The 26099-nt window shown below is 64.7% G+C and carries 30 protein-coding genes; 12 read left to right on the top strand and 18 right to left on the bottom strand.

The window, feature by feature from the left end:
• Nucleotides 1-5 precede the first annotated feature (5 nt).
• The 4 genes from A9D60_RS01370 to A9D60_RS01355 form a co-directional block, all read right to left on the bottom strand.
• The gene (locus A9D60_RS01370; RefSeq protein ID WP_065265936.1) at nucleotides 6-2138 is read right to left on the bottom strand and encodes a molybdopterin-binding protein; all 2133 of its coding nucleotides are present in this window, start codon (nucleotides 2136-2138) and stop codon (nucleotides 6-8) included.
• Entirely contained in the window at nucleotides 2135-2626 is a 492-nt protein-coding gene (mobB, locus tag A9D60_RS01365) for a molybdopterin-guanine dinucleotide biosynthesis protein B (protein ID WP_065265935.1), read from the bottom strand. The genes A9D60_RS01370 and mobB overlap by 4 nt, the downstream gene beginning before the upstream one ends.
• The gene (gene mobA / locus A9D60_RS01360) at nucleotides 2623-3261 is read right to left on the bottom strand and encodes a molybdenum cofactor guanylyltransferase MobA (protein WP_065265934.1); all 639 of its coding nucleotides are present in this window, start codon (nucleotides 3259-3261) and stop codon (nucleotides 2623-2625) included. The genes mobB and mobA overlap by 4 nt, the downstream gene beginning before the upstream one ends.
• Before the next feature lie 162 nt (nucleotides 3262-3423).
• Nucleotides 3424-4296: a formate dehydrogenase accessory sulfurtransferase FdhD gene (locus tag A9D60_RS01355; protein ID WP_254656604.1), complete on the bottom strand. Its 873-nt coding sequence runs from the start codon at nucleotides 4294-4296 to the stop codon at nucleotides 3424-3426.
• Between the two features lie 64 nt (nucleotides 4297-4360).
• Between A9D60_RS01355 and A9D60_RS01350 the strand changes: the two genes are divergently transcribed.
• Entirely contained in the window at nucleotides 4361-5089 is a 729-nt protein-coding gene (locus A9D60_RS01350) for an AzlC family ABC transporter permease (RefSeq protein ID WP_019297121.1), read from the top strand.
• Nucleotides 5086-5415, top strand: coding sequence for an AzlD domain-containing protein (locus tag A9D60_RS01345; protein ID WP_065265932.1), 330 nt, complete (start codon nucleotides 5086-5088; stop codon nucleotides 5413-5415). Before A9D60_RS01350 ends, A9D60_RS01345 begins: the two co-directional genes overlap by 4 nt.
• A gap of 22 nt (nucleotides 5416-5437) precedes the next feature.
• Here the strand turns inward: A9D60_RS01345 and A9D60_RS01340 are convergent, their stop codons facing one another.
• The 5 genes from A9D60_RS01340 to A9D60_RS01320 form a co-directional block, all read right to left on the bottom strand.
• Nucleotides 5438-6055, bottom strand: a complete 618-nt coding sequence (locus A9D60_RS01340; protein WP_065265931.1) for a hypothetical protein — start codon at nucleotides 6053-6055, stop codon at nucleotides 5438-5440.
• 16 nt (nucleotides 6056-6071) lie between these two features.
• Complete coding sequence (locus tag A9D60_RS01335) at nucleotides 6072-6206, bottom strand: aa3-type cytochrome c oxidase subunit IV (RefSeq protein WP_039173840.1); 135 nt, start codon at nucleotides 6204-6206, stop codon at nucleotides 6072-6074.
• A 163-nt stretch (nucleotides 6207-6369) separates the two neighbouring features.
• Nucleotides 6370-6822: a DUF6173 family protein gene (locus A9D60_RS01330; protein ID WP_065265930.1), complete on the bottom strand. Its 453-nt coding sequence runs from the start codon at nucleotides 6820-6822 to the stop codon at nucleotides 6370-6372.
• Between the two features lie 26 nt (nucleotides 6823-6848).
• Nucleotides 6849-7895, bottom strand: a complete 1047-nt coding sequence (locus A9D60_RS01325) for an MBL fold metallo-hydrolase (RefSeq protein WP_083194058.1) — start codon at nucleotides 7893-7895, stop codon at nucleotides 6849-6851.
• A gap of 5 nt (nucleotides 7896-7900) precedes the next feature.
• The gene (locus tag A9D60_RS01320; protein ID WP_065265929.1) at nucleotides 7901-9604 is read right to left on the bottom strand and encodes an acyl-CoA dehydrogenase; all 1704 of its coding nucleotides are present in this window, start codon (nucleotides 9602-9604) and stop codon (nucleotides 7901-7903) included.
• A gap of 141 nt (nucleotides 9605-9745) precedes the next feature.
• On the opposite strand from A9D60_RS01320, the gene A9D60_RS01315 reads away from it, so the two are divergent.
• A complete protein-coding gene (locus A9D60_RS01315) occupies nucleotides 9746-10696 on the top strand; it encodes an L-threonylcarbamoyladenylate synthase (RefSeq protein ID WP_065265928.1) in 951 nt (316 codons plus the stop codon).
• Between the two features lie 126 nt (nucleotides 10697-10822).
• On the opposite strand, the gene A9D60_RS01310 is transcribed toward A9D60_RS01315, so the two are convergent.
• On the bottom strand, nucleotides 10823-11380 hold the full coding sequence (locus A9D60_RS01310) for a YqgE/AlgH family protein (protein ID WP_065265927.1): 558 nt from the start codon (nucleotides 11378-11380) through the stop codon (nucleotides 10823-10825).
• Nucleotides 11381-11559: 179 nt separating this feature from the next.
• Here A9D60_RS01310 and A9D60_RS01305 point away from each other — a divergent pair, with 179 nt between their 5' ends.
• Together A9D60_RS01305 and A9D60_RS01300 are read left to right on the top strand one after the other, a co-directional pair.
• Complete coding sequence (locus A9D60_RS01305; protein WP_065265926.1) at nucleotides 11560-12381, top strand: protein-disulfide reductase DsbD domain-containing protein; 822 nt, start codon at nucleotides 11560-11562, stop codon at nucleotides 12379-12381.
• Nucleotides 12378-12839, top strand: coding sequence for an NUDIX hydrolase (locus tag A9D60_RS01300; protein WP_065265925.1), 462 nt, complete (start codon nucleotides 12378-12380; stop codon nucleotides 12837-12839). The genes A9D60_RS01305 and A9D60_RS01300 overlap by 4 nt, the downstream gene beginning before the upstream one ends.
• Here the strand turns inward: A9D60_RS01300 and A9D60_RS01295 are convergent.
• From A9D60_RS01295 to A9D60_RS01270, 6 genes are all read right to left on the bottom strand, one after another.
• Nucleotides 12809-16204, bottom strand: a complete 3396-nt coding sequence (locus tag A9D60_RS01295) for an efflux RND transporter permease subunit (protein ID WP_065265924.1) — start codon at nucleotides 16202-16204, stop codon at nucleotides 12809-12811. The two genes, A9D60_RS01300 and A9D60_RS01295, sit on opposite strands and share 31 nt — an antisense overlap.
• A gap of 5 nt (nucleotides 16205-16209) precedes the next feature.
• On the bottom strand, nucleotides 16210-17664 hold the full coding sequence (locus tag A9D60_RS01290) for an efflux RND transporter periplasmic adaptor subunit (RefSeq protein WP_065265923.1): 1455 nt from the start codon (nucleotides 17662-17664) through the stop codon (nucleotides 16210-16212).
• 126 nt (nucleotides 17665-17790) lie between these two features.
• Nucleotides 17791-18333, bottom strand: coding sequence for a molybdenum cofactor biosynthesis protein B (gene moaB / locus A9D60_RS01285; RefSeq protein ID WP_065265922.1), 543 nt, complete (start codon nucleotides 18331-18333; stop codon nucleotides 17791-17793).
• Nucleotides 18334-18954: a LysE family translocator gene (locus A9D60_RS01280; protein ID WP_065265921.1), complete on the bottom strand. Its 621-nt coding sequence runs from the start codon at nucleotides 18952-18954 to the stop codon at nucleotides 18334-18336.
• On the bottom strand, nucleotides 18951-19550 hold the full coding sequence (locus A9D60_RS01275; protein WP_065265920.1) for a metallophosphoesterase family protein: 600 nt from the start codon (nucleotides 19548-19550) through the stop codon (nucleotides 18951-18953). The genes A9D60_RS01280 and A9D60_RS01275 overlap by 4 nt, the downstream gene beginning before the upstream one ends.
• 9 nt (nucleotides 19551-19559) lie before the next feature.
• Nucleotides 19560-20324, bottom strand: a complete 765-nt coding sequence (locus A9D60_RS01270; RefSeq protein ID WP_065265919.1) for a uracil-DNA glycosylase — start codon at nucleotides 20322-20324, stop codon at nucleotides 19560-19562.
• A gap of 154 nt (nucleotides 20325-20478) precedes the next feature.
• Between A9D60_RS01270 and A9D60_RS01265 the strand changes: the two genes are divergently transcribed.
• Genes A9D60_RS01265 through A9D60_RS01240 form a run of 6 tightly spaced genes read left to right on the top strand, consistent with a single transcriptional unit; the run spans nucleotide 20479 to nucleotide 24532 of the window.
• Complete coding sequence (locus A9D60_RS01265; RefSeq protein ID WP_065265918.1) at nucleotides 20479-21429, top strand: aspartate carbamoyltransferase catalytic subunit; 951 nt, start codon at nucleotides 20479-20481, stop codon at nucleotides 21427-21429.
• Between the two features lie 5 nt (nucleotides 21430-21434).
• Nucleotides 21435-21968, top strand: coding sequence for a hypothetical protein (locus A9D60_RS01260; protein ID WP_065265917.1), 534 nt, complete (start codon nucleotides 21435-21437; stop codon nucleotides 21966-21968).
• Nucleotides 21968-22351: a hypothetical protein gene (locus A9D60_RS01255; protein WP_065265916.1), complete on the top strand. Its 384-nt coding sequence runs from the start codon at nucleotides 21968-21970 to the stop codon at nucleotides 22349-22351. The genes A9D60_RS01260 and A9D60_RS01255 overlap by 1 nt, the downstream gene beginning before the upstream one ends.
• Entirely contained in the window at nucleotides 22348-23658 is a 1311-nt protein-coding gene (gene pyrC, locus A9D60_RS01250; RefSeq protein WP_065265915.1) for a dihydroorotase, read from the top strand. Before A9D60_RS01255 ends, pyrC begins: the two co-directional genes overlap by 4 nt.
• On the top strand, nucleotides 23658-24263 hold the full coding sequence (plsY, locus tag A9D60_RS01245) for a glycerol-3-phosphate 1-O-acyltransferase PlsY (RefSeq protein WP_065265914.1): 606 nt from the start codon (nucleotides 23658-23660) through the stop codon (nucleotides 24261-24263). The genes pyrC and plsY overlap by 1 nt, the downstream gene beginning before the upstream one ends.
• The gene (locus tag A9D60_RS01240; protein ID WP_083194057.1) at nucleotides 24260-24532 is read left to right on the top strand and encodes a hypothetical protein; all 273 of its coding nucleotides are present in this window, start codon (nucleotides 24260-24262) and stop codon (nucleotides 24530-24532) included. The genes plsY and A9D60_RS01240 overlap by 4 nt, the downstream gene beginning before the upstream one ends.
• Here the strand turns inward: A9D60_RS01240 and lfb1 are convergent.
• Nucleotides 24522-24872 carry an LIC10280 family protein gene (gene lfb1 / locus A9D60_RS01235; RefSeq protein WP_065265913.1) on the bottom strand — a complete coding sequence of 117 codons (351 nt, stop codon included), beginning with the start codon at nucleotides 24870-24872 and terminating at the stop codon, nucleotides 24522-24524. The genes A9D60_RS01240 and lfb1 overlap by 11 nt on opposite strands.
• Nucleotides 24873-25112: 240 nt before the next feature.
• Between lfb1 and A9D60_RS01230 the strand changes: the two genes are divergently transcribed.
• Nucleotides 25113-25589, top strand: coding sequence for a YHS domain-containing (seleno)protein (locus A9D60_RS01230; RefSeq protein WP_065265912.1), 477 nt, complete (start codon nucleotides 25113-25115; stop codon nucleotides 25587-25589).
• On the opposite strand, the gene A9D60_RS01225 is transcribed toward A9D60_RS01230, so the two are convergent.
• Nucleotides 25577-25915 (bottom strand): hypothetical protein, encoded by a 339-nt coding sequence (locus A9D60_RS01225; RefSeq protein ID WP_254656601.1) that lies wholly within the window; start codon nucleotides 25913-25915, stop codon nucleotides 25577-25579. The genes A9D60_RS01230 and A9D60_RS01225 overlap by 13 nt on opposite strands.
• Nucleotides 25916-26099: the final 184 nt, after the last annotated feature.

Genomic DNA, 26099 nt, shown 5'->3' with positions numbered 1-26099 from the left:
GCCTTTCACATAGCAAAACTGCCGTAGGGGATGAAGCGGACCATATCACCCGCCTTGATCTCCGCGGCGCCGTCGCCGAGTTCCACCAGGCCTTCTGCCCAGCTGAGACCGCTGATGCGCCCGGAACCTTCGGACTTGAACACTTCTGCCTTGCCGTCCCGCACCCGCGCGCGCAGGTATTCACGGCGTCCGGGTTTCTTGCGCTTTTCAAAACCTGCTGGAACCTCAAACGCCTGCGGCGCCTGCCAGCCTGTACCCGCCATCAGCCCCATTGCGGGGCGGGCAAAGATCAGGGTGCAAACCAGCGCCGCCACCGGGTTTCCGGGCAGCCCGAAGACCGGTGTGCCGTTCCACATGCCCAGCGCCAGCGGGCGCCCCGGCTTCAGCGCGATGCGCCATTCCTGCATTGCACCTGCTTCACGCAGCAGGGCAGACATGTGGTCCTCATCCCCGGCAGAGGCCCCGCCGGAGGTCAGGATCACATCCGTTTTTGCCGCTGCGCTGTCCAGATGTGCGCGCAGCGCCGCACGGTCGTCCTGCGCCTTGCCCAGATCCACCGGCACAAAGCCCAACTGGCGGACCAGCGCCAGCAGCATTGGCCGGTTGGCATCGAAAATCTGGCCCTTGCCTGCGGGTTCCCCGGCCTCAACCAGCTCATCACCGGTGGAGAGCACACCCACGCGCAGCGGCAGTCGAACTGTAAGCTCTGCCAGCCCGGTGGCAGAGGCCAGCGCCAGATCGGCTGGGGTGATGACCCGTCCTGCGGGCAGGATGACCCCACCTGCGCAGACATCCTCGCCCGCTTTACGGGTGTTGGCGCCCTGTTTCAGGGGGCCGTTGAAGGCGATCCGGGTGCCGTCGGTGTTGACGTCTTCCTCCAGGATCACCGTGTCCACGCCATCTGGCAGCGCGGCGCCGGTCAGGACGCGGATGGCGCTGCCTTCGGGCACGGTGCCGTCAAAGGGAACTCCGGCGGCGGCGCGGCCCTGCACCAGCGGCAGCACCTGCGGCCCCGCGGCCCGACCGCCGGCAAATCCGTAGCCGTCCACCGCGGTATTCGGCAGCGGCGGGTTGGAGCGTTTGGCCACAGCGTCTTCCGCCAGCACCCGGCCCAGCGCCTCTGCCAGCTGCACAGTTTCGGCTCCGGTAACCGGACCCAGCCTGTCCCTGAGCAAAGCCAGCGCGTCATCGACCGGGGTCCAGTCGACGCCCGCAGGCAGGGCGAAGCAGTCATTGCTGAGCGGCGGCGGGGTCAGCCCGCCCGGATCTTCTGCGGCCAGCGCATTCAAGCGGTCCTCATACCCCGTGCCCAAAATCCAGGCCTCCTCTTGTGCTACGTCAGGCGCTGCAGCCAGCATTGCCGCCAGCTCCTCTGCCGGCAGGCGGCTGAGCGCTTGCGACAACAGCCGCATCTGCACCCGGTCGCGTATTTCGCCCTCACCTGCAACAGCCATTGCGGCTTTGACTGCGGATTCGATCAATCCTGGCCAAATTTCCGCGAACACAATTTGCGCGTTCGCAATGTTTTCGAAAGGCCAGACGGCAGCCTGGTGCCGGAGCCGCAACCGCTGCAGGACCGGCAGGCCCATCAGAACCTGGCTGCCAACCGTCGGATTGAAAAACAGCTGGAAACAGGAGGAAGCTGCCCTGGCCGCCAGATCCGCGCTGCGCCGTTCGGCCACTTCGCCATAGCTTATAGCGGCTTTGCGGTAGGGGATGTCCGGCCAGGCCTTCTTGTCCGGCTTGCCCCAGAACGGACCGGCGCCGGCAAACTGCCGGTTCATTTCGGAGGCGACGCCGAACCGGTTGTTGCTGCCGTCCTCAGCGTCTTCGATCCGTTCTTCCAGCCATGCCCATAAGGCAAAGGGATCATCCGATCCGGTGATCCGGCGCGCAAATCCGCGCGGATAGCCGAAGGGGAAATCAAAGGCCGCCAGCACCCGCCGCCCGGCAGCCTGCTCCGCGGCAAGGAAGCTGCTGATCCACTCTTCTGCTTCTATCCGGCTGCGGCAGTAGATTTGCTGCTCTGGGGTGCCGCCGCGTGCAATACCCAGCCAGATCGCGTCCTTGCTGGGCCGCGCGGGCCTGCGCTTGGCCGCAGACCAGTCGACGGCCAGAATGGTGTCAAAGGGGGTCACAGCCCCACTTCAACCTGAATGAAATCCGCAATCTCAGCGGTGCCATTCAGATCAAATACCGGGCGGTCCAGGTCCAGCGGGGTGTCGCTGGCGACGGCCCGGATGCTGGGATCCCGCGGCGCGATCAGTTCGGTGCCTGCTTCTTGCCGGAAGGCCTCGATCTTGGGGTGCGGTTCGCGCTTGTAGCCCTCCACCAGCACCAGATCGACGGGGTTCAGGCGGGCCAGCAGCTCTGCCAAAGGTGGCTCCGGAGCGCCGCGCAGTTCCTGCATGATCGCAACGCGGCCGGCTGAGGCCAGCACCACCTCGGATGCACCGGCCTGGCGGTGGCGGTGGCTGTCGGTGCCGGGCTGGTCCACATCCGTTGCATGGTGAGCGTGCTTGATGGTGGAGACAGAAAATCCGCGGGCGCAGAACTCGGCCACCAACCGCTCCATCAGCCCGGTCTTGCCGTTGTTCTTCCAGCCAGTGACGCCGTAGATCTTCATTTCAGCAGCGCCTCGGCGCGGGCCAGATCATCCGGCGTGTTGATGTTGAAGAAGGGGTCAAAGGGATCGGCCCCAAACATCGCCTCGCGGCCGCCGTGCTGGTCAGTCCACAAGACCACCTTGCGCAGGCCACCCTGCAGCGCCGCGCGCAGATCATCGCGTAGGGCAACGGGCCAGAGGCCGAAGGCCGGGTGCCGGTTGATGCGTTTGCCGCCGCCGGATTTCAACGCCTCATCTCCGGTGCGCGGCGTGGTCGCCAACACCAGCGGATGCTCCATGCCTTCCGCGGCGGCGGCCAGCCGGGCCACCAGATCCTGCGGGAAGAAGGGGGTGTCAGCGGCAGCGGTGACGATGGTTTCCGCCCCCTGCCCTGCCGCCCAGTCGAGACCAGCCAGAACGCCAGCCAGCGGACCGGCGAAACCCTCGATTGAGTCGGCAATGACCGGCAGGCCGAGATCGGCGAACCGCTCCGGATCGCCATTGGCGTTGAGCGCAAGGCCTGAGACCTGCGGCGACAGGCGGTCAACAACACGGGAGAGCAGGCTTTGGCCGCCGACCTCCAGCCGCCCCTTGTCGCCGCCGCCCATCCGGGTGGCGAGACCGCCTGCGAGGATTACGCCAAGGGGTTTGGTCATGTTGCACGCACTCCGATCTCGATTGACTCGCCCGACCTACAGGCCGGGCAGCGCCCGTCCCGCCCCCCGTCAAACCGAAGGTTTGCCTTCGGCAAAACGGGCGGGCGCTTCACGCCCTCCCCGCCAGGCCGGACGCTGCCCTCACCTTTGGAAATCATGTTTTCATTCCGCACTCTTCCGCCGATGTTTCTTCTCCTCCACCGGCGCGTCCTTCGGATCCATATCTCGCACCAGCCGCTCCTCGCCCGACAGGCAGATGAACCGCTGACCGCGCATCCGGCCGATCAGAGTGAGGCCGACTTCGCGGGCAATCTCCACGCCCCAGGCTGTGAAGCCAGAGCGTGAGGCCAGCACCGGGATGCCCATCATCGCGGTCTTGATCACCATTTCGGAGGTCAGCCGCCCGGTGGTATAGAGGATCTTGTCCGCGGCCTCGGCTTGCTCCGACAGCATCCAGCCGGCGATCTTGTCCACCGCGTTGTGGCGGCCCACATCCTCCATGTAGACCAGTGGGCGGTCCCGCCGGCAGAGCACGGTACCGTGGATGGCGCCAGCTTCCAGGTACAGCGAGGGCGTGCGGTTGATTTTGTGCGCCAGCGCATAGAGCCAGGAGGTGCGGACCTCGGCCTGCGGCAGCCGCACGTCCTCCAGCCCCTCCATCATATCACCAAAGACGGTGCCGACCGCGCAGCCGGAGGTGCGGGTCTTCTTCTTCAGCTTTTCCTCGTGGCTGGTTTCCACGGCGGTGCGCACCACCACGGTTTCCAGATCCTCGTCATAATCAACACGGGTGACCTCATCCTCGTCACGCAGCATCCGCTGGTTGCGCAGGAAGCCGAGCGCCAAGTATTCCGGGTAGTCGCCGATGGTCATCGCGGTGACAATTTCCTGGGAATTCAGGAAGATGGTCAGCGGGCGCTCCTCGACTACGGCGATCTCGCTTTGCTCGCCGTTCTGGTCAACGCCGGTGACGGCGCGCGTGAGCCGCGGGTCTGCGACGCCGGGGGCGATCAGATATTCTGACGTGATATCCATACTCACCAATTGCATTCCTTCTGCGTCCGCCGTAGGGCGGTTCAAGGCAATCTAGGACGCGCAGATGGCAATCACCACCACCAAATCGGCCTTCTGGAAGGGGTTTCGCGACAGCGCGCCGTTTCTGTTCATGGCCTCGCCCTTCGGCTTCCTGTTCGGAGTGCTGGCCGCGGAGGCCGGGCTGATCGTGCCGGAGGCCTTTGCTTTCTCACTGACAGTCTTTGCCGGAGCTGCCCAGTTCACCGCGCTGCAGCTGATGCAGGAGAACGCGCCGCTGATCATCATCCTGATCTCAGCACTGGCGGTGAACCTGCGGATGGCGATGTATTCGGCCTCGCTCACGCCCTACCTCGGCGACGCCCCGATGTGGCAGCGGGCGATTGCCGCTTACTTCATCGTCGATCAGTCCTATGCCCTGTCGGTTGTGCAGTTCGAACAGGAGCCGGAAATGCCGCTGGCGCAGCGGATGGCCTATTTCTTTGGCACCAACGGGCTGATCACCCCGGCCTGGGTCATTGCCACCGCTCTGGGAGCTCTGGTGGGCACCCGGATCCCGGAGAGCTGGGGTGTGGACTTCGTGCTGCCGCTGGCGTTTCTGGCGATGATCGGCCCGATGCTGCGGACCCCTGCCCATGTGGCGGCCTGTTTTGTGGCGGTGGCGGCCTCGCTGCCCGCCTCCGCCCTGCCCTATAACCTCGGCCTGATCGTGGCGGGGATTGCCGGCATGATTGCGGGCGCACAGGCGGAACTGTGGCTGGAGCGGCAGAAGGCCAAAGCGGAGGGCGCGAAATGAGCAGTATCCCCACACCCATCTTATGGACCGTGATCATCGGGCTGGCGCTTGGCAGTTATGCCCTGCGCTTTGCCTTCATCGGTTTCATGGGCGGCAAACCCATCCCCGAATGGCTGATGCGGCATCTGCGCTATACCGCGGTGGCGATCATCCCGGCGCTGGTGGCGCCGCTGGTGGTTTGGCCTGCACCCACAGGCGGCGACCCAAGCCTGATGCATTTTGCTGCCGCTGCGGCGACTTTTGTCGCGGGTTATCTGACCCGCAACGTCTTGATCGGGCTCGGAACCGGCGGGCTGTGCCTGCTGCTTTTGTATCTCGCCGCCTGAGCGCGCTGCACCTGGGGAAGAGTTATTCTGCCGCGTTCAGCGCAGCACCGCTCTTGGTGATGCCTGCCTGCAGATCGGCGCTGTCGTTTTCGTAGTAGCGTTCCGTCACCACCCCCGGCAGCTTCCCGAACTGGGCAGAGAGCTTTTCCGGATAGAAAGTGCGGTCTAGGCTTTCGAAGCCAGGGATCTGCTGCAGGATGCCGATGGTGGCCTGAGCGCAGTAGGCACCCGGCACGCGGCCGTTGGTAACTGCCAGCTGATAGGCCTTCTGGGCCTGTTCAGGCGTCACCTCAACCCGCTGCACCACCACATGGAAAGTGCTGCGCGCATGGGCGCCGCGGTAGGCCTTTTCCACTGCCGGGGTGATACCATAGAGGACGTCGTTCCGCTCCGGCACGACTGAGGCGTAGAAAGAGCCTGCGGGATCGAAGATCACCCGTTCAGACGCGTTGATCATCAGCGACGCGTGGCCGCCCTTGCCGGTGCGGTTGTTGATCATCGTGTACAGGGTGAGCGTCGCAGGGCCGGGGTGGCGGTAGGCCACCTTGGCCAGGGTCTCGGCATCCGCGTTGGGCTGCTGCGGCGCCGCGCAACCCGCAAGCGCCAGCATCACCGCGCCGAGGCAGAGCAGATTGCGCATAAGTTTGGCCCCGGGATCAGGTGGCGAAAACGGCCAGGAACAGCGCCAGGAAAACCATCGCGATGCAGAAACGGGTCACGAAGGTCATGAAGCTCGAGAACATCTTCTCCTGAACGGTGATGTCCATGGTGCCGTGCTGATGATCAGCCATGTGAGTTATCCCTCAAAATTCACGTGCGTTTTCCCGGTGATTACCGGATTTGCCGGGCCCTGTCACCACGTCATTCGGGCGCATCCCAGGGAAATGCCGCCCGAAAACCACAGAAAACCGCTGCGGATCCTGCGGCTGCGGCCCGGGCGGCGAATCGTGCAGCTCACTCCTGCTGCAGATCCGAGGCGAGACGGAAGCCGATGCGGTTGGCGGGTTCTTCCTCGCGCGCCTTTGGCACTGCGCGCAGCATCACATTGAGCTGGCTGACGTGCTGCACCAGCTGGGTCCGGGAGCCGTCCGGCTCGCTGCCGTAGTAGGTGATGATGTCGGGGTCGAAATAGCCCATGCCCTCAATCCTGAGCACTCCGGCATTGCCGCCGGTGAAACCCATGGCGACTTCGTGTTCGGCATCCAGCTGCTGTTCGAAGTTTTGGATATACAGGATCAGCCGCTCATAGGCCCAGCGGGCCGGGCTTTTGGCGGCATCCGGTTTCTGCAGCTTTTCCGGCACCTTCCGGAGGCCTGCGCAAGCGTCAGGGTCGGAGTGGACCTCATGAACACAGGGAAGCACCGCCGCCTCTGCCGCCTCGGCGCTGGTGGAAATCTCGTCGCTCATGGTGCCTCCCCTTTCCGGGGTGCGGCTCACCCCTTGCTTTGATAGAGCCAGGCGCCGTCTTCGCGTTTCCAGCGGGTCACCTGGCCGGTGTGGTACAGATGATTTACATGGGCCACCGCTTCGACCAGCGCAAGCCCGTACTCACCTTCGCCGATTGTGCGCTTGAACAGCGGCGCAAAGCAATCGGCAGCTGTCCGCGGCACGGAAAGGTGATCCATCAGCCGCTCCAGCGCGCCGTGGTGATTGCCGATCAGCTGCTGCATCCGGAGCGGCAGGCGTGAGAACGGCAGCTTGTGGCCGCCCAAGGCAAGGTGTTCGGGGCGTGCCAATTGCGCCAGCCGTTCACAAGCCTCCAGCCATTCGCCCAGCGGGTCGGCCATTGGTTCGGTCGCGTAGACGCCGATGTTGGGGCTGATGGTCGACAGGATCTGGTCGCCGGTAATCACCAGGTTGTCGTCGCGGCTCCAGAAGGTCGCGTGCTCCGGCGCGTGGCCGTTGCCGGTGTGCACATCCCAGTCGCGCCCGCCCATGCGGATCACGTCGCCCTGCTTGATGCGGGTAAAGCCCAGCGGCATCGGATGCACGGTGTCGGCGAAGTTGAAGGGCCGGTCATTGACACGTTTGTCATATACCTCCGGCGCCATCCCCGCGCTGCGGTAATAGGCCAGCGTTTCCTCCGGCCATGTCTCCTGCACGTCCAGCGTCAGCATCCGGGCGAACAGCCAGGCGGTGCGGGTAGTGACCAGTTCGGCGCCGTACTGCGACTGAAACCAGCCTGCCAGCCCGATGTGATCGGGGTGATGATGGGTAACGACCACGCGGGTCACCGGCTTACCCTTCAGGGGGCCGGCCATCAGGCTCTCCCAGATGCCACGGCTTTTGCGGGAGTTGAAACCGGTGTCGATCACCGTCCAGCCGTCGCCCTCATCCAGCGCGTAGATGTTGACGTGATCCAGCTTCATCGGCAGCGGCTGGCGCATCCAAAGGACGCCCTCCGCCACCTCGAACGCTTCGCCCGGAGCAGGCGGTTCTTCCCAGGGTGTGCGGGGGGAGACGTCGGGGATGTCAGTCACGGCTGTCAGCCCGCCAGTTCGTCAAGGCTGAGGGCGAAGGTGCCTTCTGCACCGGCCTGCGCATGGGCCAGCAGCGCGCTGTGCTCCGGCAGCATCCGGGTGATGTAGAAGCGGGCCAGCTTCTCGCGCGGGCCGCCCTGATCCGCCATCGCGGCCGCCAGGTGATAATGGCCGCCCAGCACCCGGGCAAAGGCGCGCAGGTACGGCACCGAGCCTGCAAAACGGTCCTGCATATCCTGCTGCGACACCAGCCATTCGGTGGCTTCGCGCAGGGATTCGCAGGCCTGCCAGACAGATTCGGCCATGTTCGGGTGGGTGGCGCGGGCGCGTTCAGCCTGCTCCTCGATCTCGTCGATCAGGGCAAAGGCCATCTCGCCGCCGTCCATCATCTTGCGCGCTACCAGGTCCATTGACTGGATGCCATTGGTGCCCTCGTAAATGGCCGTCACCCGCACGTCGCGGTAATACTGCGCGGCGCCGCTCTCCTCGATGAAACCCATGCCGCCAAAGACCTGCACCCCGGTTTCCGAAACGCGCATGCCGGTGTCCGTGCCGAATGCCTTGGCAATCGGTGTCAGGAAGGCCGCGCGGGCGGCCCAGTCGCTGCCGCCGGTGGCGGTGTGCATGTCGATAGCACGGGCACAGGCCATCAGGATCGCGCGGGAGGCAAAGAGATCCGCCTTCATTTCCATCAGCATCCGGCGCACGTCGGCGTGGTCGGCGATGAAGCCGCTGGCGGTCTTGCCCTGCTTGCGCTCCAGCGCATAGGCCAGCGCGTGCTGGTAGGCGCCCTCGCCCGCGCCGACACCCTGGCCGCCGACGCCGAGGCGGGCGTTGTTCATCATGGTGAACATCGCTGCCATGCCGCCGTGTTCCGGCCCGACCAGCCAGCCGGTGGCACCGTCGAACTGCATCACGCAGGTGGGGGAGCCGTGCAGACCCATCTTGTGCTCCAGGCTCACGACCTTCAGATCATTCGCCTTGCCCGGATTACCGTCCGCATCCGGCAGGTATTTGGGCACCAGGAACAGCGAGATTCCCTTGGTCCCCGGAATGCCATCGGGCAGCCGCGCCAGTACCAGGTGGCAGACGTTGCCGCAGAAATCTGTGTCACCCCAAGAGATAAAGATCTTCTGCCCCGAGATGGCGTAGGTGCCGTCGCCGTTCGGTTCCGCCTTTGAACTGAGCGCACCGACATCGGAACCGGCCTGCGGCTCGGTCAGGTTCATGGTGCCGGACCATTCGCCAGAGATCAGCTTGGGCAGGTACAGCTCCTTGATGGCGTCGGAAGCATGATGCTCCAGCGCCTCGATCTGGCCCTGGCTCAGCAGCGGTGCCAGCTGCAGCGACAGGCAGGCGCCGGCCATCATCTCATAGACCGCGACAGCGAGTGTCTGCGGCAGCCCCATGCCGCCGAATTCCTCCGCAGCGCTGATGCCGACCCAGCCGCCTTCGCGAATGGCCTGGTATCCATCGGCAAACCCGGGCGATGTGCGCAGCACGCCGTTTTCCAGACGCGCAGGATGCAGATCGCCGTTGCGCTGCAGGGGCGCCATCACCTCGTCGCACAGCTTGCCTGCTTCTGTCAGGATCGCGCTTACGGTGTCGGTGGTTGCCTCGGCAAAGCGGTCTGTGGCCGGGATGCTGTCATACCCAACGACGTGGTTCAGCAGAAATTCATACTCGGAAACGGGGGCGCGGAAGGTCATGGGCGTCCTCTGGCGGGGGTTTCTTGGGCCTGCGGCGCGGGCAGTCTTGGCTTCCCGGCGCTGGCCCATTATGGTCTGTGGCTTGTCCGATTACCTAACCGGGCGCTTATTTCAATCAACCAAAACGCCGCGTCACCCGGAATGCCCCAGCAGAGCACAGAAATCCTTGCCGCGACGGCAAGCGGCATCGCCCGCGCCGCTCGGCTTTTGCAGGCCGGGCAGCTGGTCTCCTTCCCGACCGAAACGGTTTATGGCCTTGGCGCTGATGCCCGGCAGGGCGAAGCGGTTGCGGCTATTTACGAGGCCAAAGGGCGGCCCTCGTTCAACCCGCTGATTGCCCATGTGCATTCGGCGGAGGCTGCGCGGCGCTACGTGGAATGGAATGACGTTGCGGAACAGCTGGCCGCAGCCTTCTGGCCCGGGCCGCTGACCCTGGTGCTGCCGCTGCGCGAAGGGCACGGGATCTCACCGCTGGTCACGGCGGGCCTCGCGACGCTTGGCGTGAGGGTGCCCGCGCATCCGGCGGCACAAGCGCTGCTGCGGGAGCTGGACGGGCCGGTGGCGGCACCTTCCGCCAACCCCTCTGGCAAGATCAGCCCGACAACGGCAGCCCATGTGAAGGCCGGGCTGGACGGCCGTATTGCCGCTATCCTGGACGACGGCGCCTGCGGTGTCGGACTGGAGTCCACCATCATTGGTCTGGCGGGGCCGGAACCGGTGCTGCTGCGGCCCGGCGGACTGGCGGCAGAGGAAGTTGAGGCCGTGCTGGGCCGCAAGCTGATGCTGCGCGACGTGCATGATCCGCTGACAGCGCCCGGCCAGCTGCTGTCGCATTACGCGCCCGGCGCGCCGGTGCGGCTCAACGCAGAAGCGCCGCGCGGCGGTGAGCTTTTTCTTGGCTTTGGCCCTGGTCCCTGCGATCTGAACCTGTCTGAAAATGGCGACCTGGCAGAAGCTGCGGCCAATCTCTTCGGCCATCTCCACCAGCTCGATGCGTTTGGCAAACCGATCGCTGTCGCGACGGTGCCGATGCGCGGGCTGGGCGAGGCCATCAACGACCGTCTGCGCCGCGCCGCCGCGCCGCGGGACTGAACACCGCAAGCCGCAGCGCACCCGCGCCCATCAAAGATGGGCGCCCGGCCCAAGGGTTTTGGGATTATCTCCGATAATCAGAAAACGCGCGGGAGCCGTCCCGCTGTGCCGTCCGGAAATGCGTATTCAGGCGTGGCCCGCACTGGACGACAACGTGAGCGGATCAACCCCCAGGGTCTTCAGCGCCGCGCCCCATTTGCTGTCATCCGCAAGCCCGAACACCAGTTCAGGGCTGGCCTCGGCCGTCAGCCAGCCATTCATGGTGATTTCCGATTCCAGCTGCCCCGGCCCCCAGCCGGCATAGCCCAGAAGCACCAGCAGGTCCTGCGGCCCCTGTCCCTGGGCGATGTCCTCAAGAATATCCAGCGTCGCGGTCATCGAGAAGCCGCCCGGCACCTTCAGCGAACTCACATCCGATTCGTAATCCGGCGTGTGCAGCACAAAACCGCGCTGGGTCTCTACCGGGCCGCCAAAGCGCACCGGCAGCGCCGCTGCCGCATTGCCATCGCCGCCCAGGTCCAGCTGCTCCAGCAGATCGCCCAGCGCCACGCCGTCCGCGGGCTTGTTGACGATCAGCCCCATTGCGCCCTCCTCGCCGTGCGAGCACAGGAAGATCACCGAATGCTCGAACCTCGGGTCGCCGATACCAGGCATTGCAATCAAGAGCTTGCCAGTCAGATCCATGAATTTCCGTCTTTCTGCTGCCTCCCCCCACCATGACGCGCACCCGCTTGCCGCGCAAGGGGCGCATCGGCGCAACTCCGCGCAGGCTCCGGCAAATTTGCCGCAAACACAGTAGGATGAGGGAAGCATGACCGGATCGTGACTTGGCAAACCTGGCTGGCAGGCGCAATTATTCAAGTATGAAACGGACATTGATCAAAACCGCTGCCGCCGCGGCAGCTCTGCTGGCTGTGGCTCCTGTCACGCCTGCTCTTGCCGGCGCCGCGGACGGCGATATCGTTCAGGTCGAGGTGCTGGATGGCGGCATGACCTCCCGCGGCACTCATCTGGGTGCGCTGCGGATCACCCTGCAGCCAGGGTGGAAGACCTATTGGCGCGCACCCGGCGATGCGGGCATCCCGCCCAGTTTTTCCTGGCGCGGGGCACGCAATGTCGGCGGGCTGTCGATCACCTGGCCCTCTCCCGAAGTGTTCCTGACCTCCGGTTACCGCACCATAGGTTATCATGACCAGTTGGTGCTGCCGGTGGAGATCACGCCTGAAACCCCCGGCAAGCCGGTGCGCCTGAAGGGGCGGATGCAGCTGGGAGTATGCAAGGATGTCTGCGTCCCAGCAGAGCTGAAATTTGACCGTGAACTGGACAGCGGTGCAGGCCGCCACCCGGCAATTGCCGCAGCCATGGCGAGCCGCCCCTGGTCGGCTAAGGAAGCCGGAGTGCGCAAGGCATCCTGCAGCTTGCGCCCGTCGCAGTACGGCATGACGGTAACCGCCCGCATCTCGATGCCCTCTGCCGGCGGCGAGGAGGTTGCGGTGATCGAACCGGGCAACCCCAAGCTTTATGCCGGCGAAACCAAGACGCGGCGCGAGGGCGGGCAGCTGGTAGCGGAGACCGAGTTTCTGCCAGCGGACGGCAATGCCTACGCCATCGACCGCTCGCAGCTGCGGATCACCGTGCTGGGAAAGAACCACGCAGTTGATATCCAGGGCTGCAGCGCCGGATGAGCGCAGCCAGCAGCCCTGCCCGCCCGGTTCTGGGCACCATTGCCGTGGTCTGCCGCCATTCCGGCGGGCAGGACCAGGTGATCCTGGTGCAGCGCGGCAAAGAGCCGAACGCAGGCTGGTGGGGCTTCCCCGGCGGCCACGTGGAGATGGGCGAGACCGCCCTGCAGGCCGCGGCGCGTGAGCTGATGGAAGAGACCAGTGTGACTGCCCGGCCGCTGGAATATCTCACCAATGTGGATGTGATCTCGCGCGATTCATCCGGTATGGCGCAGCGGCAGTATCTGCTGACCGTGGTGCTGTGCGAATACTTGAGCGGTGAACCGGTGCCGGATGATGACGCCGAACAGGCCGAATGGATTCCCATCGCAGAAATCGAGTCCCGCGGCCTGCAACTGCTGGATCAGGTCGGCGACGTGGCGCGGCTGGCTCAGACCCGCTGGCGGGCGTTGAGCCGGTAGGCAATTCCGCCCGCCGCATAGGCAAGCAGTACCAATGCCAGGGCCCCCAGAAGGAAAGCCAGCAATCCGGCCCGCACCGGCTCCATTGCCGCCAGCGCCGGGATCATCCGCAGCGCAGGATGCAAGGCTCCGGTTGCCATCGCCCAGCCCAGCGTCAGCACCAGCCAGCCCAGTTGCGCCAGCGCGGTGCCCAGAACCAGCCAGCGCAGGCGCCCTGCCCCCTGCCGCAACGCGCGGCGCAGCGATGCCATCGGCCGCGACAGGTCCCGCTGCATTGCAACCAGCGCCGGGACCACCAGCAGGACAAGGAACATCCCGAACCCCAAGCCATAAACCAGTGTGATCACCGTGGGTTTGAGGAACTGAGCCTGCTGTGAGCGCTCGAAAAGCAGCGGCGCGAGACCCAGCACTGTGGTCATCGTGGTCAGCATCACCGGGCGCAGCCGGTCTGCCGCCGCGTCGATGATCGAAGGGATCAAGCCGCGATCCTTCGCGTATTGGTCAATGGAGGTTACCAGCACGATGGAATCGTTGATGATGATCCCGGTCATCCCCAACAGTCCCACCACAGTGAACATGGACAGCGGCACTTCCCATACGTAGTGGCCCCAGATGGTGCCGACGAGGCCAAAGGGAATGATCGCCATCACCACCAGCGGCCGGGTCCAGCTGGCAAAAATCCAGGACAGCACCAGGTAGATTCCGGTGAGGCAGAGGATCAGACCGGTGCCGGCCTCCTGCAGGAAGGTCTGTTCTTGCTCTGCCAGACCGGACAGGCGCCACTCCACCTGCCGCTCGCTGGCGATCTTTGGCAGGATCTCGTCCTGAAGTGCCTGGGTCACCGCCTCAGCGCGCGCCGGATCATCTTCGGAGATATCACCCGTCACGCTGATCACACGGATGCCGTTTTCGCGGCGCACGGTGGAGAAACCGGTGCGCTGGTTAACGGAGACGATATCGGCAAGCGGCACATAGATGCCGCTGGGCGCCCGCATCAGGGTGCGCTCCAGGAAATCGGCGGTCAGCTCATTCTCCGGCAACTCCACCCGGATGGTGGCGCTGCGCGGGCCGTCGGGATAGGTCGCCGCCTCGATCCCGTTGAGCCGCGCCCGGAGTGCCTGGCCCAGGCTGCCGATGGTGAAGTTCAGCGCCTGCCCCTGCGGGGTAAGATCGAGGATCACCTCCTCCTTGTCATAGGCGAGATTGTCCTCAACCGCCGAGACCTCCGGGAAGCGCAGAAGTGCGGTTTTCAGATCTTCGGAGGCATCTTTCAGCACTTGCACACTGGGGCCGGAGAACTGCACGTCCAGCGCATCGCCGCCCGGCCCCGAGCGCCAGCTGCGGAAGGAGACGGTCTCGACCATCGGATGGCGCACCACCCGCTCCTGCAGTTCCGCCACAAAGGCAAAGCTGGAATAGGGGCGCAGGTCGGCGTCGATCAGCTCAATCGAGATACCGCCCAGAAGGTCGGTGTCCTTGGCCTCCACCCCGCTGAGGCCGCGGCCGGCATTGCCGCCCACCTCCGCCATCACGAAATCCAGCGGGTTGCGGCCATAGCGGTCTTCGTACTCAGCGCCGAGTGCCTCCGTTGCGCGCTGCATCTCCTGCATCATCGCCATTGTGTCGGCGCGGCTGGCGCCCTCTACCATGGCGAAGTTTCCGGTGACCGAGCCGCGCTCCGGCGCGTTGAAGAAACGCCACTGCACATCGCCGTTGATGAACAGCGCCGCCTGGCTGGCCAGGATTGCCAGAGCGCCCGCCATTACCGCGTAACGGGCGGTGACCACATAGCCCATCAGCGGGCGGAAGGCATGGTCGCGCAGCCAGCGGAAGCCGCGGTTCACCATCCGGTTCGGCCAGTCATACCAATGGCGCGCCTGAGCGTGGGTCAGCGCATGGGCCAGGTGGTTGGGCAGGATCAGGAAACATTCCACCAGCGAGGCTGCCAGCACCGCAATCACAGTAAAGGGGATATCCCGGATCAGCTCGCCGAACCGGCCGCCCACCAGGGTCAGCCCGAAGAAGGCAATGATTGTGGTGAGTGTCGCAGCAAAGACCGGCATCGCCATGCGGCGGGCAGCGTTTTCCGCTGCCTGCATCGGGCTTTCGCCCAGCCGGCGGACCCGGAAATCAGCGTGTTCCCCTACGACGATAGCGTCATCTACCACAATGCCCAGGGTGATGATCAGGCCAAACAGACTGACCATGTTGATGGTGATCCCGGCGGCATACATCAGCGCGACAGCAGCAAACATCGAGGCCGGGATGCCCATTGCGACCCAAAAGGCGATGCGGGTGTTGAGAAACAGGAACAAGAGGCACAGCACCAGGCCAAGCCCCATCAGGCCGTTGTCGACCAGAATATCCAAGCGGTCGGTGATGGACTGCGCCCGGGTGCGGATCAGCTCAGCCGTCACTCCCTGCGGCAGGCTTGCCTGCATTTCATCCACAACCTCCTGCACCTGTGCCTGCAGGCGGATGGCGTTGCCCTGATCGGAGCGGTCCACCCGGATCGACATCGCCGGGTTATCATCCACGAAGTAGGAGCGGTTGCGGTCCACGCCTTCGACCCGGATCTGCCCCACATCAGCGATGGTCAGCACCGAACCGTCGGCATTGGTGCGCAGCACGATGGCTGCAAGCTCATCCGGTTTGCGCTTCTCGCTGCCGGTGCGCACGCGGGCGTTGGCGCCGGATACGTCGCCTGCAGGTTCGGCATCGACCTCTGCCGCAATTGCCTCCGCAATCTCGCGCATGGTGATGTCGTGGGTGATCAGCTTGGCGGTCGGCACCTCGACGATGGTTTCCGGCGCTGCCACACCGCGGATTGTCGTACGGGTGACGCCCGCCTCAAAGAGGCGCACCACCAGTTCGTCAGCAAAAAGACCCAGCTGCCCTGCCCCGACCGGCCCGGTGATCACGACATCCGTCACCCGGTCGCGCCAGGCGCCGCGGCGCACCTCCGGCTCCTCAGCCTCTTCCGGCAGGGTGGTGATGCCGTCCACCGCAGTCTGCACATCGTCGGTGGCCTGGCCCATGTCGGAGCCCGGTTCAAATTCCAGTGTCAGTGTGGCCAGCCCTTCGCGGGAGATGGAAGAGGTCTCCTCTACGCCATCCACGGCCAGCAAAGCAGGTTCGAGCACTTGGACAATGGCACTGTCCACATCCTCGGGGCCAGCACCCTCCCATTCAACAGAAACCGTGACGCGTTCGACAATCACATCCGGAAAGAACTGCGCCCGCATGTTGGGCATCGCAGCGGCGCCCAGCACCAGCATGATCACCAGCAAAAGGTTGGCCGCGGTGCGGTGGCGGGTGAAATAGCTGAACAGCCCGCGGGCCTGCCGGGGGAGCCTGCGCGCCATCGGGATCAGCCTCCCATCCGGGATTCAATCCGGCTGATCAGCTGTGCGGGCACCTTGGCCTCAGCCAGCTGCTGTAGCATCTTCGCCTTTATCTCAGAGGGCATCCTGCTGTTGCCCTCAACCAGCGCCACCAGCCGGGCGCGGCGTTCGTCTGTGAGTTCGATCAGCTCCGGCAGCGCCTGCACTTCTGCGCCCTGGCGCAGCGGGCGCACCTTGATGCCTGCCCCCAGCAAGGGCGTGCGGCCGGTGACAACTTCACGTCCCTCCAGCCCGGAGCCGCGGATCAGCACGTCGTCGCCCTGGCGCCGCACCAGCTCAACGGGCAGCGCCTCCAGCCGGTCCTCTTCGCCCAGCAGAAGCACAGTGCCGTCCGCGCCCAGCGCGGAGGCCGGAACCCGCGCGACCGCGCGGACTTCAGGCTCTGTCACGTGAACCGTCACGAAGTCTTCGGGTTTGAAACCGGGGGCCGCGTTCAGGCTGGCATAGACCAGCCGCCCGGTCTGCCCGTCCCCCGCCGCACCGCTGGCGCGTGATATCCGTCCGGTTGCGCTGAGGCCGGCTCCGGCCGCATCCAGCGTCACCCGTACTGGAGCCTTGAGCAAACGGCCGTCACCGTCCAGCAGCCGGGCGTATTGCGCGGTGGAGACCCGGAACGCCACCTCCAGCAGGTCCGGATCGACCAGATCAGCAAGTTTTTCATTGGCGGAGACAAGCCGTCCCTGCACCAGGCTGACCGATTGCAGGGTACCGTCAAATCCCGCTCTGATGGTGGTGTCCTCCAGGTCACGCCGCGCCTCATCCAGCGCGATTTGCGCCCGGGCCACCCGGGTAGCGGCCTGATCCGCGCGCGCCTCTGCCTGGCTGACCGCCTGGCGGCGCGAGATCACGGTCTGGCGGGCTTGAACCGCCGCAAGTTCCGCGGTTTCCACGGTGGCGGCAGTACCGACGCCGCGGTCCTGCAAGTCCACCTGCCGCTGGAAGGCGCGTTCGCGCAGCTGCGCCTGGTCCTGGGTCGCCTGCAGCTCATCCTGCGCCAGGATCAGCGCCCGGCCCGCATCGCGCTCCTCAGCCCGGGCGTCCATCATGTCTGCCTCGGCCCGGTCCAGCGCTGCCTGGGCATCCGCCGGGTCGACCTGCACAAGCACCTCGCCCGCCCGGACCGCACCGCCTTCTTCGAAATCCTCCGACAGTTGCACCACCCGGCCGCCTGCGGCTGTGCGCAATTCCAGCGTGCGGCGGCTTTCCACGCGGCCAAAGGCCGTGAGTTCCGGTGCCACCGTCTGCAGATCCGCAGTCACCACATTGACCGCAAAGACCCGCTCGCGCACCGGTGGCGCCTTACGCTCGGCGTTGAGCTGCGCCTCAATTGCACCAAAGATCAGCTGCCCGGCATAGAGCAGCAGGGCCGCCGTCAGCGACGCCAGGAAAAGCCCCATCAAACTTTGACGCAAAAAGCGCATGTCTCTCCCTTCCGGTGGCGGCTGCTGCCGGGGCCGCGCACGGCCAGCCAAAGCGCAAAAGCCTTGTGCCCGCTTGGAAATATAGGATTTTCCGCGCAGGTTTGCGAGGTTACACGCCGCGCACGGTTACTTCCGTCGCAGATGCTCCTCTAATCTGGGCATGATTTCCACGAAATTGCAGGGCCGGTGCCGGTAATCGAGCTGTTTTGACAGGATTTCATCCCAACCATCCTTGCAGGCGCCAGGGCTGCCGGGCAGCGCGAACAGATAAGTGCCGCCTGCCACGCCGCCAGTGGCCCGCGATTGCACAGCGCTGGTGCCGATCTTCTGCATCGAGACCCAAGTGAAGACAGTGCCGAAAGCTTCGATTTCCTTTTCATAGACGTCGCGGTGCGCTTCCACCGTCACGTCGCGACCGGTCAGACCGGTGCCGCCGGTGGAGATCACCACGTCCACTTGCGGGTTGGCAATCCAGGCTCGCAACTGAGCGGCGATCTCGCCCCTCTCATCGGGGATGATCTTGCGGTCTGCCAAGGTATGGCCCGCCTCCCGCAGCCGGTCGACCAGCACCTGGCCGGAGCGGTCGTCTTCCATCTTTCGGGTATCCGACACGGTCAGTACCGCAATGCGGACTGGTATGAACTCCATGCTTTCGTCGATACGGGACATCTATGCCCTCTCCATAATCGCCAGCCGCACGGCCAGCCCTGTGAAAATTCCGGCCGAAACCCTGCCCAGCCAGCGCGCAAACACCGGCGAGTCTGTCAGCCGCCGTCCGGCCTGGCCTGCGAAAATGCCCACCAGCCCGTTTATGACAAATCCGCCCGCGGCCAGGATCAGCCCGAAAACTAGAAACTGTGCCAGCACTGGTCCGGCCTCAGGCCGCACGAATTGCGGTACGAAGGCCAGAACAAACAGGATCACCTTAGGGTTGGTCAGGTTGACCAGGAAACCGGAACGGAAAGCTTGCCGGGCAGGCACTGCAGGACTCCCTGCCTTGACCGGGCCGCTGCGCAGGGCGCTCCAAGCGAGATACAGAAGATACGCCACGCCGAGCCAGCGGATCACGCCGAACAGCGCAGGCAATGCTGCAACCGCAGCGCCAAGGCCCAGCCCCGCTAGAGTGACATGCACCATGCCGCCAGCCGATATCCCGGCACTGGCTGCCACGGCGGCCCGGCGTCCCGACCGCAGGCCCTGACCCAGGCAGAACATCATGTCCGCACCCGGCGTCAGGTTCAGTGCCAGCGCAGCCGGGATGAAGGCCAGCAAGGTCACGGGATCAATCACGGCTCCACCTCGAACCAGCTTACTCCGGGACCAAGATTGGCCACCTGCGTTTTGCCCAGGTTGCCGCGAAAACCCCAGCAATCATGCACATGTCCGCACAGCAAGAGTTGCGGCTGAATCCGTTCCGCAGCTGCGCGTACCGAGGTGGAACCAACGGAAAGCCCGCCTGAAGTCACATCCCCCAGTCCCTTGGGCGGCGAATGGGAGATCAGGATGTCCGCGTGAACGCAGGCTGCCAGCATCGCGGCTGCCTGCACTTCGCTCAGGTCGCAGGACCAGCCGCCAAAGGGCGTTTCCGGCACGCCATACCCCAGCCCAAACAGGCGCAGCCCTTCGACATCCTTGCCGTTTCCATGCAGCACGGTGGTGTTTGCAAATCCTGCCGCACGCAGTTCATCCGCGCTTTCGCCGTTGCCCGGCACTGCCACCATCGGTGCCTTCAGGCCCGCAAGCATGGCGACAGCACTGTCCAGCCCCATCCGCATGTTGCAATAATCACCGGCCCCGATCACCAGATCCGCACCGGCGCTGGCGGCAACGATATCCGCAGCATGGGATGCTGAGAGATGCAAGTCGGAGAACGCCAGAATTTTCATGGGACTACCTCAGGTCAAGCTCCCCAGCCGCGCCTTCAGCTCCAGCAGATCCGCCCAGGCCAGCCGTTTGTGCGCAGGCTGGCGCAGCAGGTAGGCGGGGTGGAACATCGGAATGACCGGCTTGCCCCAGGCCTGGTCCCACTGCCCGCGCAGCCGGGTGATACCGCGTTTGCCCAGTACCGCCTGGCAGCTGATATTGCCCATCAGCACCAGCACCTCCGGCTTAGCCAGTGCCACATGCCGCTCCAGAAAGGGTGTCAGCATGGCAATTTCGGCAGGCAGCGGGTCGCGGTTCTGCGGCGGCCGCCAAGGCAGCACGTTGGTTATATAGACATTTTCGTCGCGGCTGAGGCCGATCGCCTCCAGCATCTTGTCCAGAAGCTGCCCGGCGCGGCCCACAAAGGGCTTGCCCTGCAGGTCCTCATCCCGGCCCGGCGCCTCGCCGATGATCATCACCCGCGCGCCGGCCTGGCCGTCGCAGAACACCAGATTGCGGGCGCCGCGCTTCAGGTCGCAATGACCGAATTCATCCATCGCGTCACGCAGCGCAGGCAGGGAGGCTGCGCCTTTGGCCGCCTTTTGAGCCACCTCGACCGGGTCCACTTCCTTGGGCTTGGGCGGCGGCGCGGGGGCGGCACCCGGTTTCGGCTTGGGTGCGGCCTGCTCAAGCGCATAGCGGTCGACGGGGTCGTCGCACAGCGCCTCGGTGGCGCCAAGCTCCGCCTGCCACTCCAACAGCGCCCGGGCGCTCCAGTAATCCAATGCCGATTCCATGCGCCCAAGCTACTCCGCCCGCCGGACAAGCGGAACACCTCCCTGTCATCTTGCTGCAAATACTCAAATTCTCTGACCGCACCCCGCACGCAGCCGTTGCCCGTTCCGCCCCCTCCGCCTATAAGAACCGGCAAATCAAGCGGAGCTGCCATCTATGTCCTTCGAACACCGCCACTTGCTTGGCATCGAACCGCTGAAGCCGCATGAGATCACCGCGATCCTCGACCTGGCTGACGAGTACGTGGAATTGAACCGCCGCCCTGAAAAGCATTCTGATGTGCTGGCGGGGCTTACCCAGATCAACATGTTCTTTGAGAACTCCACCCGAACCCAAGCCTCGTTCGAGCTGGCGGGCAAGCGGCTGGGCGCCGATGTGATGAACATGGCGATGCAGGCGTCCTCGATCAAAAAGGGGGAAACCCTGATTGACACCGCGATGACGCTGAATGCGATGCACCCGGACCTGCTGGTCGTGCGCCACCCGCATTCTGGTGCGGTGGACCTGCTGGCGCAGAAAGTGAACTGCGCGGTGCTGAACGCGGGCGACGGCAAGCATGAGCACCCGACCCAGGCGCTACTGGATGCGCTGACCATCCGCCGCTCCAAGGGCCGGCTGCACCGGCTGAACATCGCGATCTGCGGCGACATCGCGCATTCCCGTGTGGCGCGCTCGAACCTGATCCTTTTGGGCAAGATGGAAAACCGCATCCGGCTGATCGGCCCGCCGACCCTGGTGCCCGGCCAGTTCGCTGAGTTCGGCGCCGAGATTTACGACGATATGCGCGAGGGCCTGAAGGACGTCGACGTTGTGATGATGCTACGCCTGCAGAAGGAGCGCATGGACGGCGGTTTCATCCCCTCGGAGCGCGAATATTACCACCGCTATGGCCTGGACGCCGAAAAACTGGCGCTGGCCAAGCCTGACGCCATCGTCATGCACCCCGGGCCGATGAACCGCGGCGTTGAGATCGACGGGACGCTTGCCGACGACATCAACCGCTCGGTTATTCAGGAGCAGGTCGAAATGGGCGTCGCGGTGCGAATGGCGGCGATGGACCTGCTGGCCCGCAACCTGCGTGCCGAACGCCAGTCCAAGGCAGGCTGAGCCGCTTGGAGGGTGTGATCCATATCCCGGCGGGTGAGCGTGGCGTGATCCGCCTGTTTGCGCTCAATATGCGGCCCGAGCAGGCAGCGTTTCTGAAGGAGCCCGGCGCACTGGCGCAGGTGCTGGGGATCGAAGCGCTGGACATGGATCAGGTGGAGATCTTTCCGGTCTCCGATCTGGAGGATATCGGCCTGACCGGCTACCTGACCGAGGGCTGCGGGGTGCCGCGGGCGCAGGTCGAAGAGGACCGGGAGATGCTGCAGGCGATGGAAGGCCATGTGCTGCTGATCCGCTCCCGCGCCTTTGGCGGCGAAGAAACGCGGCTGACCCCGGCAGAACAAATCGTGCTCACGGGCACCTATGGCGAGCGGCAAACCAATTGGAGCGCAGTCCCTGCCTCCGCCGAGAGCGCCAAGCCATACTCCGCCCCCAAGCTGTCACCGCGCGCAGCCCGCAGTCAAGCCCGCCGCATCGGGGCCACCCTGTTCACAGCAGTTATGCTGCTGATTGCGCTCTTAGTCTGGGGACTTCTTTTCTGATGGCGGAGATCGAGTTCAAGCCGGACCGCGGCGCTTACATCCGCGCGCACGCCTGGATGGCGGCGATTGGCATGGGCGGCGCGATGGCAGTGCTCTGGTTCATGGACAGCCCGCATATCTGGACCGGAGCTGTGGGCGGGCTGGCGGCCATTGCCTTGCGCGGCTGGTACATGGCAAGCGAGGAACTGGCAGTGGTCTGGACCCTGACCCGGGAGAGCCTCTCAGGCCCCGCCGGACGTTCGGTGCCGGTTTCCCAGATCGAAGCTGTCAAAACCATGGGCGGCTATGTGCAGGTGATCACCAAGTCCGGTGACAAGCACCTGATCAAATACCAGGCCGACCCGGCCGCGACTCTCAACGCAATTGAAAGAGCCAAGGCATGAGCACTCTCTTCTTCAACGCCCGCCTGATCGATCCCGAGGCAGGCACCGACACGCCCGGCTCGGTTCTGGTATGGAATGGACGGATCGCGGCGGTTGAAAAAAAGGCAGCCGACCCTGCACAGATGCTTCACACGCAAGGCCTCACGCCGGACGACGTCACCCGGGTGGACTGCGGCGGCAAATGCCTGGCACCGGGGATCGTCGATATGGGCGTCAAGGTCTGCGAGCCGGGTGAGCGGCACAAGGAGAGCTATAAATCCGCGGGTCTGGCGGCTGCGGCAGGCGGCGTGACCACCATCGTCACCCGGCCCGACACAACCCCGGCAATCGACAGCCCGGAAACGCTGGAATTCGTCACTCGCCGCGCGCAGGCGGATACGCCGGTGAACGTGCTGCCGATGGCGGCACTGACCAAGGGGCGAGACGGGCGCGAAATGACTGAGATCGGCTTCCTGATGGATGCCGGCGCGGTGGCGTTTTCCGACTGCGACCATGTGGTCAGCAACACCAAGGTGTTCCAGCGGGCGCTGACCTATGCCCGCTCCTGCGGCGCCCTGGTGATCGCCCACCCGCAGGAGCCGGGCCTGAGCAAGGGCGCGGCCGCCACCAGCGGCAAGTTCGCAGCCTTGTACGGCCTGCCTGCGGTCTCCCCGATGGCAGAGCGGATGGGGCTGGACCGCGATATTGCGCTCTTGGAAATGACCGGCGCGAAATACCACGCCGACCAGATCACCACCGCCCGCGCCCTGCCCGCATTGGAGCGCGCCAAGGCCAACGGGCTGGACATCACCGCCGGCACCTCGGTCCACCATCTGACGCTCAATGAATTGGACGTGGCAGGCTACCGCAGTTTCTTCAAGGTGAAGCCGCCGTTGCGTTCCGAGGATGACCGGCTGGCAGTGGTTGAGGCGGTGCGGACCGGACTGATTGACATCATCTCCTCGATGCACACGCCGCAGGACGAGGAAAGCAAGCGCCTGCCGTTCGAGGAAGCCGCGGCCGGCGCAGTGGCGCTGGAGACGCTGCTGCCCGCTGCGCTGCGGCTTTACCACGCCGAGCTTTTGGACCTGCCAACCCTGTTCCGCGCCATGTCGCTGAACCCGGCCAGGCGGCTGGGCTTGGAGAGCGGCCGCCTGGCCGCGGAGGCGCCCGCGGATCTGGTGCTGTTCGATGCGGATGTGCCGTTTGTGCTGGACCGCTTCAAGCTGCGCTCGAAATCACAGAACACGCCTTATGACGGCCAGCGGATGCAGGGCCGGGTCGAAGCGACATATGTGGCGGGCGAGCCCGTCTACCGGAGGGATTGATGCCAGTACTCGAAAGCTCTGCGGCGGTTCTGATCCTGTGGGCGGCAATCGGCTACGGCCTCGGCTCAGTGCCGTTCGGGCTGGTGGTGACCAAGGCTTTCGGCCTCGGCAACCTGCGGGAAATCGGATCGGGCAATATCGGCACCACCAACGTGCTGCGCACCGGCAGCAAACCCGCCGCGGCACTGACGCTGCTTCTGGACGGCGGCAAGGGTGCGGCGGCGGTGCTTCTGGCCCGCTTTCTGGCCGGCGAGGATGCGTCGCAGATGGCAGGGCTGATGGCCTTCCTCGGCCATTGCTTTCCGGTCTGGTTGGGCTTCAAGGGCGGCAAGGGGGTGGCAACCTTCCTCGGCCTGATGCTGGCACTGGCCTGGCCGGTGGGCATCGCCTGCTGCCTGACCTGGCTGGCGGCAGCGGCAATGACCCGGATTTCCTCGATGGGCGCGCTGGTTTCGGCCGCGTCGGGCGCGGTCTGGGCCTTGCTGCTGGGTTACCATCCGGTTGCCCTGCTGGCCGCGCTGCTGGCGGCAGTGGTGTTCATCAGGCACTCGGCCAATATCGCCCGCCTGCGGGCGGGCACTGAGCCGCGGATAGGCCAGAAGTGACGCCGGAGGAGCTGCAGGCCTTTCTTGCAGCTTTCGACGCCCTGCCGCTGGGCGCCTTCACCGGGACTGCGGAAGGGTGCAAGTACATGGTGTCCCGCGAAGACCTGGCCGGCGGCAAATCGCAGAAGCTGGTGGCGCGGGAACTGGGCGGCACGGATTACATCAGCCTCAACCTTTACCGGCTCACGTCCGGCGCCCGCCTCAAACCCTGCGAGATGCCTGCGGAAAAAGTGATCCGCTTTGTGCTGTCGCTCCAGGTTATGGAATGAGCCGCTCCAAAGCGCGGCCGTTGGACCAGGTGCCGTGCAGCTCACCGCTGGGCATCCGCACGTAGACCACCGGGTAGGTATCGCCCCAATCGACCCAGACCACATCGCCGTTGCGGGTGCCGGTGCCGGCATAGGCCTGGGCGCCAACCTGCCAGTTCATCTCGATAGCGCCGCCATTGTCCTGGATTTGCACCGTGCCGGTATAGGTGCTGCCGTCGGGGTTGCGGCCCTCGGCGCGGTAGCTGCCGCTGATGCTTTGAGCTGCGGCTGTTCCTGCCAGCGCTGAGGCTGACAAAAAACCAGCCAGCAAGGCGCGGCGGGTGGGGAATGCGCGTGTCATCCTGTCCTCCGGTTTTCCTGCCCACAGTCTGCATGCATCCGGGCATGCTGTCACCCGTTCTGCGCATCGTTGCACAGCGAGCATCCACCACGCGCACAGTCAAATTGAGTTGTTTTGAATGTGATCGCCCGGCTCTCCACATCGGTGCCGTGACCCGCAGCATACCGCGGCACACATGGTGAAACGCCGGCCGGGCAAGCATTTGGGAACGCCGCGGCCGGGATTTGAAAGGACGGGACCATGAACAAAGTAAAAGCACTGATCAGCGGTGTGGCTCTGTCGGTTGCAATGGCAACCTCGGCACTGGCGGCGGGCGTTGAGATCAACGCATCCTCCACCGGCCTGGCCATGCAGGGCTATGATCCGGTCGCATATTTCACGGACGGTGCCCCCACCAAGGGCAGCTACAAAATCACTTCCATTTACAATGACGCAACCTACCGCTTTGCTTCGGAAGAGCACAAAGCGGCCTTTGAAAAGAATCCCGAGGCCTATGTGCCGGCCTATGGCGGCTACTGCGCCTTTGGCACCGCGATGGGCTTCAAGTTCGACGGTGACCCGAACCACTGGAAAATCGTCGACAACACACTGTATTTGAACCTGTCGCAGGACATTCAGGAACGCTGGGAAGGCGACATCCCGGGCTTCATCGAGAAGGCCAGCGTCAACTGGACTGATATTTCTGATAAGACCCCGGAAGAACTTCAGGCGCAATAAGGCCTGAAGCTGCCGCTCACGAGCAAACAGCCGGCGGCGGGGCACCCTGCCGCCGGTTTTCTTTGCAGCAGAGTCAGTTGCGCCTGACGGTCCACTGCCTCAGCCGTTCGCTTGGTGTTGTGGTAGATGCCAAGGAACAGGTACAGCATTCCGCCCAGCATGATCACATAGAGCAGTCCGCCCAGCAGCACCAAAAGGGCAGGAATAGTGCCGCCCTGGAAGGGGTCGGCGTAAATAGCAGCGGCACCGCCGAGTACGCCGACGACCATCAGAATGACAATCAGGCCAACAAGTTTCTCGAAGGCCGAGATGAAAAAATCGCGCATAGTTCAAACCTTTGCTTTAATGAACAGCGGCTGAATATCCGTGTGCAATTTTGCCGGCAAGCCGCAAATCAACCCTTATCAGGCACCGCCCTGCTCCCGCTAAAACCACAGGACCTGCCGGGGCCGCAGAACAGAAAAACCCAGCCCTTCCATTGCGGAAAAGCTGGGTTTGCAGGTGCAAAGC

It is taken from the genome of Leisingera sp. JC1 (assembly GCF_001679925.1).
Taxonomy (GTDB): domain Bacteria; phylum Pseudomonadota; class Alphaproteobacteria; order Rhodobacterales; family Rhodobacteraceae; genus Leisingera.
Note: the sequence above shows the minus strand (reverse complement) of the source record. Positions and strands in the feature narration are given on the sequence as shown.